This window comes from Acinetobacter thutiue, from assembly GCF_030385805.1.
GTDB lineage: Bacteria > Pseudomonadota > Gammaproteobacteria > Pseudomonadales > Moraxellaceae > Acinetobacter > Acinetobacter corruptisaponis.
This window is the reverse complement of sequence record NZ_JAUDZE010000012.1, coordinates 54770-67664: the sequence shown is the minus strand read 5'-3', so window position 1 is coordinate 67664 and position 12895 is coordinate 54770. Positions and strand designations below refer to the sequence as shown.

The 12895-nt window shown below is 41.6% G+C and carries 12 protein-coding genes; 6 read left to right on the top strand and 6 right to left on the bottom strand.

The features are described 5' to 3' along the window. Nucleotides 1-377: 377 nt before the first annotated feature. From QTA56_RS17000 to QTA56_RS16980, 5 genes are all read right to left on the bottom strand, one after another. Entirely contained in the window at nt 378-932 is a 555-nt protein-coding gene (locus QTA56_RS17000; RefSeq protein ID WP_267982162.1) for a peptidylprolyl isomerase, read from the bottom strand. 137 nt (nt 933-1069) lie between these two features. Beyond that, nucleotides 1070-2140, bottom strand: coding sequence for an alpha/beta hydrolase (locus QTA56_RS16995; protein ID WP_267982161.1), 1071 nt, complete (start codon nt 2138-2140; stop codon nt 1070-1072). 237 nt (nt 2141-2377) lie between these two features. Beyond that, the gene (locus QTA56_RS16990) at nt 2378-2575 is read right to left on the bottom strand and encodes a hypothetical protein (RefSeq protein WP_267982160.1); all 198 of its coding nucleotides are present in this window, start codon (nt 2573-2575) and stop codon (nt 2378-2380) included. A 275-nt stretch (nt 2576-2850) separates the two neighbouring features. After that, nucleotides 2851-3093, bottom strand: a complete 243-nt coding sequence (locus QTA56_RS16985) for a hypothetical protein (RefSeq protein ID WP_267982159.1) — start codon at nt 3091-3093, stop codon at nt 2851-2853. 391 nt (nt 3094-3484) lie between these two features. After that, entirely contained in the window at nt 3485-4348 is an 864-nt protein-coding gene (locus QTA56_RS16980; RefSeq protein ID WP_267982158.1) for an MBL fold metallo-hydrolase, read from the bottom strand. 107 nt (nt 4349-4455) lie between these two features. Between QTA56_RS16980 and QTA56_RS16975 the strand changes: the two genes are divergently transcribed. The 3 genes from QTA56_RS16975 (at nt 4456) to dnaK (ending at nt 8147) form a co-directional block, all read left to right on the top strand. Beyond that, on the top strand, nt 4456-5349 hold the full coding sequence (locus QTA56_RS16975; protein WP_267982157.1) for a LysR family transcriptional regulator: 894 nt from the start codon (nt 4456-4458) through the stop codon (nt 5347-5349). 159 nt (nt 5350-5508) lie between these two features. Beyond that, on the top strand, nt 5509-6054 hold the full coding sequence (gene grpE, locus QTA56_RS16970; protein WP_267982156.1) for a nucleotide exchange factor GrpE: 546 nt from the start codon (nt 5509-5511) through the stop codon (nt 6052-6054). Between the two features lie 149 nt (nt 6055-6203). After that, nucleotides 6204-8147, top strand: coding sequence for a molecular chaperone DnaK (gene dnaK, locus QTA56_RS16965; RefSeq protein WP_267982155.1), 1944 nt, complete (start codon nt 6204-6206; stop codon nt 8145-8147). Nucleotides 8148-8201: 54 nt separating this feature from the next. On the opposite strand, the gene QTA56_RS16960 is transcribed toward dnaK, so the two are convergent. Beyond that, nucleotides 8202-9080 (bottom strand): MBL fold metallo-hydrolase, encoded by an 879-nt coding sequence (locus QTA56_RS16960; RefSeq protein ID WP_267982154.1) that lies wholly within the window; start codon nt 9078-9080, stop codon nt 8202-8204. 181 nt (nt 9081-9261) lie between these two features. Between QTA56_RS16960 and QTA56_RS16955 the strand changes: the two genes are divergently transcribed. The 3 genes from QTA56_RS16955 (at nt 9262) to QTA56_RS16945 (ending at nt 12777) form a co-directional block, all read left to right on the top strand. Then, nucleotides 9262-10173, top strand: a complete 912-nt coding sequence (locus QTA56_RS16955) for a matrixin family metalloprotease (RefSeq protein ID WP_267982153.1) — start codon at nt 9262-9264, stop codon at nt 10171-10173. A 392-nt stretch (nt 10174-10565) separates the two neighbouring features. Further along, the gene (locus QTA56_RS16950; protein ID WP_267982152.1) at nt 10566-11477 is read left to right on the top strand and encodes a matrixin family metalloprotease; all 912 of its coding nucleotides are present in this window, start codon (nt 10566-10568) and stop codon (nt 11475-11477) included. Between the two features lie 394 nt (nt 11478-11871). After that, on the top strand, nt 11872-12777 hold the full coding sequence (locus tag QTA56_RS16945) for a matrixin family metalloprotease (RefSeq protein WP_267982151.1): 906 nt from the start codon (nt 11872-11874) through the stop codon (nt 12775-12777). Nucleotides 12778-12895 lie beyond the last annotated feature (118 nt).

Genomic DNA, 12895 nt, shown 5'->3' with positions numbered 1-12895 from the left:
ACTGACTTATATATTCGCTCAAATAAACTTCGAGAAATTTTATCCAGTTAATCAATGATAATTTATCGATCGATCAACCAGTAAAAATCCACACAAGTTGTTCTTCTATTCTCTTAATGATCTTCTCACCGCTTCGTCAGCGATAAGTAAACGCAATGAATACCTAGCAACTTAACCGTTAAAGCCAAGTTCTTTTGCTTCATTGCGTTGGGATGTGTGCATTATAGGAGATTTTTTTTGGTGCGCAAGTGTTTTCAAAGCACTGTTTTATTGAGTGTTGTTTTTTTACTCATCAAAACGTTTATATTTACCGCTATTTTATTGCATTTATATGAAAATAAAGCAGAAATATTTTATTTATATTCCTGCTTCGCTTTTTACTTTTTGTTTTTTATCTGAACACTGATAATTTTAATTGGTTGTTTTGGTACATTCTGGTGCATTCCATAGTTTCCAGTAGGTACTTTTACAATTTTATCGACAATGTCCATTCCCTTGGTGACTTTACCAAATACCGCATAACCTGCATCCATCGCTGAACGGTTCAGGAAGTTATTGTCAGCGATATTAATAAAGAACTGGCTTGTTGCAGAATTGGGATCACTGGTACGTGCCATTGCCAAAGTACCACGATTATTTTTCAGGCCATTACTCGCTTCATTTACAATAGGTGCTTTTGTGGTTTTCTCAATCATGTTCACATCCATGCCCCCACCCTGAATCATAAAGCCTGGGATAACGCGATGGAAAATCGTTCCTGAATAGAAATTACTCTTCACATAATTTTCAAAGTTCTTTGCTGATATAGGCGCCTGATCATCATATAGTTCTATTTCGATCGTCCCCATACTAGTTTTCATATCGACCAGCGTATTTGCAAATAAAGAACCACTTGCCAAAATTAGACTTGTTGCAATGAACAGCTTTTTCATAATTGCTTTTCTCGACCTGTAAAATAGATTTGTTGTAGCCCATCATCTTATGTTTTGCAAATCCATTTTTGCTATTTTTATTTGTTGTCTACAATAAAACACCCATGTTCCACGTGGAACATGGGTTTATACATGAATTAACTATGCTTATCCCAAAACTTCCTGAAGTTTTTCGCAATCTCAATGGTATTACGTTTCGCCTTGCTGGAAACTGGCGTGATATTGATAAAGCCATGACTCTGGTCTGGGTAGTCCACATATTGGACCTTGACGCCATTCTGTCTGAGTTTGTGGCTATAAATCTCACCTTCATCATGCAGCAAGTCATGTCCAGCAGTAAGGACATAGGCAGGCGCCAGTTTTTTAAGATTGCCGTAAGTTGGAGAAATCAACGGATTATCCAAGGCAACATTGTGCTGGGTTGCGTAGTATTCGGTCACGTAATCGACATCCTTACTGGTAAGGACCAGGCCCTGACCATAGGCATAGAAAGATGGGTGACGACTTTTGAAGTCAACCGTAGGATAAATGAGTAATTGCGCCTGTGGTGCATAGGATTTTCCAGCAGCATGTTGTGCAACCACGGTACTGATATTACCCCCTGCGCTGTCACCCGCCACAGCAATACGGTTTTTATAAATTTTAAGTTGACGGCGGTTCTGGTAAACCCACGCCAAGGCATCCTCACAGGATTGAATCAATTGTTGTGGTGATGCCTCAGGAGCAAGTGGATAGTCAATACTGAGCACCTGTACTTTTGCATACTTGGCAATGAGGCGGCATGCTTCATCATGGGTATCCAAACCACCCACCACAAACCCGCCTCCATGATAATAGACAATCATCGGGAGTTTTTTATTGGGTGCGGGATGGTAGTGTCTCGCAAATACGGTTCCGCTTTGCAAAGGCAAGCGAATATCTTCAACAGATTCAATAGAGGTTGGTTTATTTAGGATCGCAAGCATTTGCGCATCGAATTGTCGTCTTGATTCAATTGGATCATCACCAATAAAGCCAATATGTCCCTGCTTAATCTGAACCGCCATAATGCATTTGGTAAATGCGTCCAGGTCTGGATATTGGTAAGGGTAGCCTAAAATCCTGGCTATCGACTCTTGTACAATCTTGGGCAGCTTATCAAGTGCTCGTGCAGCAGGACCTTGTCCTTTATCTAAAAGTGTTTGAATTTTCTGAGGTAATGCTGACACGTTCTTCCCCTTTTTCGCTCTATCCATCGTTCTTGTCCTCTCTGACTATATGCCTGAATAAAGTCATAGATCAAGATCAAGCATTTAAAAAATATCTTGTAACCTAAAGGTCATATCTGAAAAAGTCATTAACCATTTTGCTTATCTATACTTGCTTTTTATGTCAATAAAAGTGATTTACCTGTTTTTTATTGCCAAGACTCAAAAACAGCATCCTGCTTTTGAGTCCAACGTTATTTAGCGTCCAGCTGAGGCTGAACCCGAAATATTGATGCCGACTTGCCCAGGTTGAACATTGGCTTTAACGCCCGCACCTGTCTGCACACCATGTGAACCTATGCCCACTTTGGTCGAGCCTGTTGCCTCCACAGAGACACAGCCCATCATTGCACTTGTGGCAATCGCCAGCATCGAAATCAAAGCAAATTGCTTCATATATTTTCCCTCAATAACATCGAATACAAACTTTTTTGTCTGTAGGGCAACATCATTGCGGTTTTGCCTATTAATGTATAAGTCCGTTACCGTTATTTTTTATGTCAGTTTGGCAAATGATGCGTCAAACAAAAAAACTAGAACCCATCAAATGATTCTAGTTTTTATGCTTCAGTTTAATCTCGGCACTTCGCGTAACATATATAGCAGTATATGTGTAGATTGGTGTGTTGGCATCGACATGACAATCTATCGCAGGAAGTGCAAATTTGAGATTACTGTGCTGATGCATCCGCACCTGCTGAGCCTGAAACTGAACCAGAAACATCGGCAGATGCGCTACCTGGCTGAACATCAACCGATGTTCCCGCCTGTACACCTACACCACCCTGCACACCTGCTGGGCTTGCACTTGTCTGGGCCGAACCAGAAGCATCCAGACCACCTTGGGTTGAGCATCCCACAGCCGTCAACGCAACACCAGCGACAACCATTGAGATCAATGCTAACTTTTTCATTGTGTATTTCCTTTCATTATGACAAAAAGCAAAGTCGTCTTTGCGTTGCCTATCATTCACAATTTTTTCCGCTGGCGTGATGGGGATTAGTTGCAGTTTGTTATGGATGCAGCATGATTTTGCAATTTTTATTAAATCAGTTCGATTTAGCATTCACGTATTTTTTATCATTTATAAAATCGCTAAGACTTTATCTATTCAAAAGTTTTATTGATATACATGCTATTTTCATGGGCAAAAACCTGTTTATCTTCATTTTTTATAATTTATATAAACACCGTATAACCCCCCTACATGCTTACAATGTAAGTCATACAGGCAAATTTCCTTTATATGGCGCAATAAAAAACCGTGATGAGGCATCACGGTTGTCAATTTTTTTAATGACGTTTTAAGGCCACTGCATTTCACCTTTCACCACTTTGGCTCCCAGTTCCAGACTGCTGGATTCAGCCAAAGCTGGATATTGTTTCTGCATCATCTGGATGAGTTCAGCCGAGTTTTTTGTCTCTTTGACAGCTTTTTCATATTGCTTTAAATAGTCAATTGAAAAGGTAACTGCATCTAAACCCTCGGCTGCACCTACTTTCATATGGGCAGGCACCACAACTTTAGGATTTAAAGATTTAATACTTTCCAATGTCTGCACCACCTCAGCACGATCTTTGGCGGTTGGAGTATCTGCGGTCCACAGGTGAATGCCTGATGAAACAGGAATTCCTCCCACCACCGCTTTGGCACTTGGAATCCATAAATAGGTCAGTTCTTTTTTGCCCTTAATTTCAATGTTTTCATTTTCAAATTTTAAGGTTTTTGCCGTATAGGCTTGGGGAACAATAATTTTACTTGGTGCATTGGCACCCATTTTTGGCCCCCAATACTGTACTTTTAGGGCCTGTGTATCCTGAATATGTTTCACTGTTTCAGGGGTTGCGATGATTTGCACATGGGGAAAATATTGCTTGAATACATCCAGACCAAAATAAAAGTCAGGATCGCCATAGCTGACAAAGATGCTTTTTAGGGTTTTACCACTATCCAGAATATCGGCGGCAATACGCAAGGCTTCTGATTTAGAAAATTGGGCATTGACCAATAAGACTTCCTTATCACCCTCAATCAAGGTGGAGGTCACCCCAAAATGTTCAGGCTTGGCTAAAAAATTCTGGATTTTTAACTCTTGTGCAAAAGTAGTAGGTGTCGCAGCGAATGTTGATAATGCTATAAAAGCAAGTGCATAAGGCTTAGTATTCATTTGTTTGTCTCCTATCTGATAGAAAACACTTTAAATTGCAATTATTGCTGAATAAACACCCTGGATTAAGATAAAATGTTGCACATCTTGCAACAATCATAATAAATATGGATACTTTAAAAGCCATTCAGGTCTTTGTCTGTATTGCCCATCAAGGCAATCTCAGTAAGGCTGCCGAACACTTGAACTACTCCAAGGCAATGGTGTCACGTTATCTGGAGCACCTTGAACAGACTTTCTCAACACGTCTTTTTCAGCGCAACACCCGAAAGGTCTCGCTCACCCCTGCGGGTGAAAAGGCACTCGTGTATTGTGAAAATATTTTACAGCAACAACAACTCTTAGAAAGTTTGGCTGCACCCGAACAACATAGTGGAACAATTCGCTTTACCTGTGGCCTGTTTCTGTTCCAGTTGGGCATCAATGAATGTATCACGCAATTTAAAAAGCTTTATCCTCACATACATTTTGATGTGTATTTAACGGAAAATACGGTTGATCTGATGGATGCGCAGGTTGATCTTGCGCTACGGATTACCCAGAAAGTCGCGGATGGACTGATTGCACGCCCTGTCTGCCAGATCCAATCCACTTTCTGTGCCCATCCCCATTACTTGCAGGACCACACTCCCCTTTTGCATCCAAGCCAGCTGATTCAGCATGACTGCATTGCACATCATACCCATAACCAGTACTGGACCCTGTTTGATACAGATCAGCAACCGCAAAACTATCCATTAAATGTTACGTTCAAAAGCAATGATGTGATTGCGCTTTATCAGATGTGCCTCAAGGCGCAGGGCGTTGCCATGCTGCCCACCCTGCTGGTGCGAGAGGATATTGCACAGCATCGTTTGCAACAGGTGTTTACAGGTTTTTCTGCACCCGACCTGACATTGTCTTTAGTGTATGCTTCAAGGCAGCATTTACCGAAAATAACCCAGGAATTCATCGCTTTCGTGATTGAAAACCTGAATTTTTACTTAAATCAGCATAATTAAAAGATTTAAATGAACCTGAACGCTTGAATTTTGTCGTGTTGCCCATACCTCATCCGTATCTATGAATGACCAATATGTGGCAGTTCAGGTTTAACCCGATGAGCACTTATGCCAAAAGGACTGTACATGTTTGAGAACTTTTTTAAACGGAGATCATCAATGGCTAATGAGCACAATGAGCAAGCTCAAGACATTCAAAATGAGCAACAAACTGAACAAACTCAAGCTGAAAGTGTAGAGCAGGCAAACGAGCTTAGCGTTGAAGATTTACAGGCTCAGATTAGCAAGCTTGAAGAAAGCCTAAAACTTGAAAAGGTGCGTACCGCAAATGCTGTGTATGAGGCACAAAAAAGTGTGGAGCGTATCCAGCGTGAATCGGAAAAGCACAAAGATACGGTGCTGGAAAAGTTTGCAAAAGAGTTGTTGGATTCTGTCGACAACCTTGAACGTGCGATTCAGGCGGCTGGTGAAGAACAGACACCTGTACTCGAAGGCGTGAAACTGACCCTGAAATCCCTTTTGACCACACTGGAAAAATTTGGCGTGGTTGAGGCGAGTACCCAAAATGGCTTCAATGCCGACTTACACCAGGCGGTAGGTATTGATCCAAATGCCAAGGCCAATGAGATTGGTACGGTGTTGCAGAAAGGCTATACCCTGAATGGACGTTTACTTCGTCCTGCGATGGTGATGGTGGGTCAATAATGCGCGTGAGCAAGCGTTTTTTGCTCAAAAATGCAGAAATTTGAGAGTTTTTTGATTTTTTTTCATAAAAATGCTTGAAAAAAACCGATTGACTCTCATATCGAATAACAAGCAAAACATTGCAACAAAATTTTAGAGGAACACACCAAATGGCGAAAATTATTGGTATTGACTTAGGTACTACCAACTCATGTGTTGCTGTACTTGAAAGCGATAAAGTAAAAGTAATTGAAAATGCGGAAGGCGCACGTACAACCCCATCGATCATTGCGTATAAAGATGGCGAAATCCTGGTGGGTCAAAGTGCGAAGCGTCAGGCTGTAACCAACCCGAAAAACACATTATTCGCAATCAAGCGTTTAATCGGTCGTCGTTATGAAGATCAGGCGGTACAAAAAGACATTGGTCTTGTACCTTATAAAATCATCAAGGCTGACAATGGCGATGCCTGGGTTGAAGTCAACGACAAGAAATTGGCACCTCAACAGATCTCTGCTGAAATCTTGAAAAAGATGAAGAAAACAGCGGAAGACTACTTGGGCGAAACTGTTACTGAAGCAGTGATCACTGTTCCTGCTTACTTTAACGATGCTCAGCGTCAGGCGACCAAAGATGCAGGTAAGATTGCGGGTCTTGATGTTAAACGTATCATCAACGAACCAACGGCTGCGGCACTTGCGTTCGGTATGGACAAAAAAGAAGGCGACCGTAAAATCGCGGTTTATGACTTGGGTGGTGGTACATTCGACGTATCAATCATTGAAATCGCAGACCTTGATGGCGACCAGCAAATCGAAGTGTTATCAACTAACGGTGATACATTCCTTGGCGGTGAAGACTTTGATAACGCCTTGATTGAATTCTTGGTTGAAGAGTTCAAGAAAGAACAAAGTGTAAACCTGAAAAATGATCCACTTGCGTTACAACGTTTGAAAGAAGCGGCTGAGAAAGCAAAAATCGAGCTTTCTTCTTCTAACGCAACTGAAATCAATCTTCCGTACATCACGGCTGATGCGACTGGTCCTAAACACTTGGTGATCAACGTAACACGTGCAAAACTTGAAGGTCTGGTTGCTGACCTGGTTGCCCGTACCATTGAGCCTTGCCGTATCGCGCTTAAAGATGCAGGTCTTTCGACTTCTGAAATCTCTGACGTGATTCTGGTTGGTGGTCAGTCTCGTATGCCGATGGTACAGCAAAAAGTACAGGAATTCTTCGGTAAAGAGCCACGTAAAGACGTGAACCCTGATGAAGCGGTTGCGATTGGTGCGGCGATTCAAGGTGCGGTATTGTCTGGTGACAAGAATGACGTACTTTTACTTGACGTAACACCGCTGACTTTAGGTATCGAGACAATGGGTGGTGTATTAACACCAATCATTGAGAAGAACACCACGATTCCTGCGAAGAAATCACAAGTGTTCTCAACAGCGGCCGATAACCAGCCTGCGGTAGACATTTCAGTGTACCAAGGTGAACGTAAAATGGCTCAACAAAACAAATTGTTGGGTAACTTCCAGTTGGGCGACATTCCACCAGCTCCACGTGGTGTGCCACAAATTGAAGTGTCATTCGACATCAATGCTGATGGTATCCTGAAAGTGTCTGCGAAAGACAAGAGTACGGGTAAAGAGCAATCGATCCAGATCAAGGCAAACTCAGGCTTGTCTGACGCTGAAATCGAAGCCATGATCAAGGATGCTGAAGCGAATGCTGAAGAAGACCGTAAGTTTGAAGAATTGGCTAAAGCACGTAACGAAGCAGATGCTTTGGTGGCAAGCTCGAATAAAGCCGTGAAAGATCTTGGTGATAAAGTCACTGAAGATGAAAAAACTGCTATTGCAGCAGCCGTGACTGAACTTGAAGCAGCGACTAAAGAAAATGATGTCGATGTGATCAAAGCCAAAACTGAGGCTTTACAAGACATCTTGATGCCAATCACTCAACGTGCCTACGAACAAGCACAAGGGGCTGGCGGTGCAGAAAGTTTTGATCCAAATGCATTCCAGGGTGGTGATGCTGGTCAACAACAAAAAGCCGACGATGGCGTTGTAGATGCTGAGTTCACAGAAGTGAAAGATGACAAAAAATAATTTGTCTCTTTAAAAAAGACCGCGCGAAAGCGCGGTTTTTTTATGCATTCTATTTTATTTATTTTGATAAAAATACAACTCACCCAAAATCGGCATAAACAAGGGAATCACGCCACAGGCCTTAATTTCTTCAATAAATTCGGGAATATTTACACCAGGTAATAATTCTGGCGTTTGATCAATTGGTGTCACCATGGTATCCCAGTGACACGGAATAATATATTTTGGCTTGAGTAGCCGCACTACATCCTTAACATAGTTGGGGCGATACTTACGTCCAATCGCACATAGACACACAATATCAGCCTCTCGCCCCTGCAATTCCTGCTCGATAAAGTCGGCTGAATCAATATGCACCACACTGAGCTTGCCCGTACGAATCCACCAGTTGAAGACCTGACCATGCCGCAGATGATGAAACTTGGGAGGATAAGGTGGTGGAGTGGTCATATCACCAGGTAGCGGCACACGGCCAAACAGTGCCTTACCGTGTATGGATGGCAAACCCACAACTTGCCATTTTCCACAGTCAATGGTTTCCCGCCCCTTTGTTTCAAGCATCTGCTGTTCAGAAAGGCCTGCTGAGCGTCCATACATTAAGCTGGCCTGTGAACCAATTAAGCGCGCACCCGTTTGTTTACACACTTCTGGCGCATCCAGAATATGATCGTAATGCGCATGGCCAATCAGCACCTCATCCGCCTGTGGAATATACTGCCTCACCAATGCTGGATCACTCAATAAAGGTTGGGTAAAGGTCTGCCACAGGCTTGGACGGCTAATAAAGGGATCGAGCACCACCGTACGATGCTGGTCAGACAGGATAAATCCCGCTGTCCCCAAATACCTGATTTTTAAATTTTCAACTGTTGCCTGAGCTGGCGATGCAGCAGCCCATCCCGCCTCGGGAGCTTTAAGTAAATATTTCAGCATCTTCATTCCTTGGTCTTTTTATATTCATCCATTTTTTATCAATTCATTAAAACAGAATCAGAAGAATGATTATATATTTTTCAGTGTTCTTCCAATTTTGTTATAGTTGACCGACTGAGCGTTTAGACAGAGATGTCTTGCACTGTTTTGCATCATATTAACCAGAAGAATATAAAATAGAATGACTCGTGTTTTTTTAATGTTGGGGTTGGCATTTTTTCTATTGTGGTCGGGTTATCAAACCCGCCAACAACCTCAACTCAAGTTTAATTCATTATCAACCCGACTACTTCATCCACTGGATCATCGGCTACGCTATCGTATTGCCGAAGTTGACCCACGTTTTAAACTCAGTGTTGAGCAGGTCAAGGCCATTAGCCAGCAAGCCACGCAGGTCTGGAAAGATGGCACTGGAAAGGATTATTTTGTTTATGACCCGAATGCACAGCTCACGATTCATTTAATCTATGATGAACGGCAGTATGAAAGTGAGCAACGTCGGGAACATTTAAGCCGACTCGAAACCAATCAACAGCAATGGCTAAATAAAAAGAAGCAGCTTGACCAGATCGAACAGGAAGTCCTGCAAAATAAACAGATATTGGAACAAAAACAGCTACAACTGGACCAACAGATTCAATACTATAATCAGGAGCGACAGATTGCCCAACGTAGTCCCACCTCCTCTGCCAATGCTGAATACTTCCAGCAGCGACAACAGCATCTACAGCAAAATGTTGAGCAACTACAGCAGGAAATTGGTCAATACAACCAAAAAATCAGTCAACTCAACCAGCAAATTGATGAACTGAATGCGCTTGACCAGCAATTAAATGCCTCGGTTAAGCAATATAAACAGCGTTTTCAGCCTCATTTATTTCATAAAGGCCTGTTTAATGGCAAACAGATCCTGATTTATGAATTTGAATCAGAGGATGACCTGCGCCTTACACTGGCACATGAACTGGGTCACGCCCTAGGTCTACAACATACCGATGATCCCCATGCACTGATGCATCCAGTCATGAAAGATCAGGATATTGCCCACTTTCGTTTAACCCAGGCAGACCGCGACCTACTGCTGGCAAGATAATCACCGCATAGTCCAACTCTATTAAAGGTGGAAATAGCTTAAGATTTTGGTGGACTTTAAATGTCACAAATAGGCAATATTTCACCAAAAAGTAAAAAATTATGCTGTTTTAAAGATAATTTACAAAAGTTAACAATTGAACGTTTTTTTGTTTTTTCAGCCAAATTTTTTCTTAATTTTTTCCACAACTCAGTTTAATCGCTTGATATTTTTCCAGTTATGATTAAAAAAGCAACCCTATTGCTGCTTTTTTAATTCTGTAAACCATCCAATTCATTTTTTTATTTATTAGAAAAAAATCACACTTTTTAGTTTTATTTATTAAATAGATAGCATTTTGACCTTTTTAAAATATTGCTCAAAAATAAGCCATATTTTGAGGAGTCTGGCTTATGCGTTATCTCAGTGTTGCGATGGTTACCGCGTGTTTATGCATGGGCTCCACCCAGTTCAGTTATGCTCAAAATGATCTACACAACATAAGTTCTCATCGCCATGAGGTGGTAAAAAAACCACTGTATTATCGTATCGCTGAAGTTGATCCACGCTTTAATTTAACTACCCAGCAGTTATTGGAACTCACCCAGCAAGCCGCAAAGATTTGGGAACAGGAGACAGGGCAACAGCACTTTATCTATGACCCTCAAGCTGAGTTTAGCATTAACTTGGTGTATGACGAGCGCCAGCAACATAGCTCAAATCGTATTCAGGGCCTGAATCAACTGAAACAGCAACAAAAGCAATGGGAAAACCAGAACCAGCAGTTGCAGCAGATCAAGGATGAGGTGCAAAGAACCACGGCTTTGATTGTCAGTAAGCAATCCCAGCTTACTGTCCAGTTTCAACAATACAACATGGAAGTGCAGCGTTTTAACCAGCAACGCTCATCCTCTAAAGATATGGCTGAGCAATTCAATCAGCGACAGCATGCGCTTGAACTCCAGTCTGCGGCACTACAGCGTGAAATCCAGCAACACAATCAAAAAACACAGCAACTCAATCAGGAAATTATACGTTTAAACCACAACAATCAGCAGTTGGTTGCATCGGCAAATCAATTTAACCAAGTCTTCCATCCTCGCCTATTCCATAAGGGCCTTTTTAATGGCAGACAGATTACGGTTTATGAATTCTCCTCTCTTGAGGACCTGCGCATGACCCTCGCACATGAGTTTGGCCATGCCTTGGGCCTACCCCATACCGATGATCCAAGCTCCTTGATGTATCCCGTCATTCAGAAACAGAATATCCAGAAATTCTCGCTCACTGATTCAGATCGGGAATTGGTGAAAGCAAGCTTGTAAAGCATAATTTTTACCAAATATCAGCCGTCAATTACTGACAAAAAATGACAGATTAGTATATTTTTCGTGCAAATTTAAAAAATAATTATGTGAAAAATATTATATTTTTACAATTATTTACACCTCTTGTTTATGTGAATTTTTATATAAATTAACAAGAATTCACAAAACAGCTATAAAAAATAAACATTTGTTCTGCCTCATTTTTTGATTATTTATTAGTCAACATCTGATTATTTATTCAACTTTTTTGCTCTATTTCCCTATGGGTATTTTTATTAATTTTCCAGAAATATTCTTCAAATTGATGATTTGTACAAAAATATATCAGTTTGACTCATGTATAAGTTTGGTTAAAATACGATCGTTTTCAAGCTTTTTTTTGTTTTTTATTATGCGCCTATTCTCTCTCCTATTGGCTACATGCTTATCCATGTTGGCCCATACAGCGGCTTGTGCCCAGGTTTCGCCCCATGCCGAATTCTCACCAGTGCGTTATAGTTCTGAGAATCCATTACGCTACCGCATTGCCGACCTTGATCCACGCCTAAATCTCAGCCAGCAGCAAATGGTTGAGCTGAGTAAACAAGCCGCCGCCATTTGGGAAAAAGACACAGGACAGAATTATTTTGTTTATGATCCTGAAGCGAAATTTGCCATCAACCTAGTGTTTGACCAGCGCCAGATTCGCAGCATGAAGCGTTCAGAAAACCTGAACCAACTGGAGCAGGAACAGCAAAACTGGCTGAATGAAAACCAGCAGTTAAAAACATTAAAAGATAATCTAACCCAATCGCAAACACAGCTTGAATTGCAAAAGAAAGGCTATGAAAGCCAGGTTCAGCAATATCAGCAGGCATTGGCGCAATTCAAGGCACAAGGTTCTCGTTCTGAGTTCGTGGCTGGACTTCAACAGCAGCAATCTCGTCTGGAGCAGCAGGCAGCCCAGTTACAGAGCCATATTGCGCAACACAACCAGCAGATCCAGCAATTTAACCAGCAAACAGAAAAACTTAAAAAGCTTCATCAACAAATGGCTGAGTCTGTTGCCCAGTTTAACCAGACCTTTAAGCCTGAAGTGCTTCACAAGGGACAGTTTGAGGGAAACCAGATTTCTATTTATGAGTTTTCCTCAGTTGATGACCTACGTTTAACGCTTGCACATGAATTTGGTCATGCATTGGGACTTAAACACACCCACGATCCAAAGTCCCTCATGTATCCACGTATCAAGGAACAGGATGCCAAGGACTTTCAGCTAACAGATACCGATCTAGAATTACTGGGTTTGTCCCGATAAGCCTAGTCCAAAAGTATCATGGATTTCCCGAATGATGTTTTTGAACAAGATAACAAGAATGGGTCGATTCTTTTGATTTATTCATGTTATTGTGTCGATAAAACATCATTTTAGTCTT

Excerpts from the sequence above, each read along its gene's own strand:
- QTA56_RS17000 (WP_267982162.1), bottom strand. The coding sequence starts at position 932 with ATGAAAAAGCTGTTCATTGCAACAAGTCTAATTTTGGCAAGTGGTTCT.
- QTA56_RS16990 (WP_267982160.1), bottom strand. The coding sequence starts at position 2,575 with ATGAAGCAATTTGCTTTGATTTCGATGCTGGCGATTGCCACAAGTGCA.
- QTA56_RS16985 (WP_267982159.1), bottom strand. The coding sequence starts at position 3,093 with ATGAAAAAGTTAGCATTGATCTCAATGGTTGTCGCTGGTGTTGCGTTG.
- QTA56_RS16980 (WP_267982158.1), bottom strand. The coding sequence starts at position 4,348 with ATGAATACTAAGCCTTATGCACTTGCTTTTATAGCATTATCAACATTC.
- QTA56_RS16975 (WP_267982157.1), top strand. The coding sequence starts at position 4,456 with ATGGATACTTTAAAAGCCATTCAGGTCTTTGTCTGTATTGCCCATCAA.
- grpE (WP_267982156.1), top strand. The coding sequence starts at position 5,509 with ATGGCTAATGAGCACAATGAGCAAGCTCAAGACATTCAAAATGAGCAA.
- dnaK (WP_267982155.1), top strand. The coding sequence starts at position 6,204 with ATGGCGAAAATTATTGGTATTGACTTAGGTACTACCAACTCATGTGTT.
- QTA56_RS16960 (WP_267982154.1), bottom strand. The coding sequence starts at position 9,080 with ATGCTGAAATATTTACTTAAAGCTCCCGAGGCGGGATGGGCTGCTGCA.
- QTA56_RS16955 (WP_267982153.1), top strand. The coding sequence starts at position 9,262 with ATGACTCGTGTTTTTTTAATGTTGGGGTTGGCATTTTTTCTATTGTGG.
- QTA56_RS16950 (WP_267982152.1), top strand. The coding sequence starts at position 10,566 with ATGCGTTATCTCAGTGTTGCGATGGTTACCGCGTGTTTATGCATGGGC.
- QTA56_RS16945 (WP_267982151.1), top strand. The coding sequence starts at position 11,872 with ATGCGCCTATTCTCTCTCCTATTGGCTACATGCTTATCCATGTTGGCC.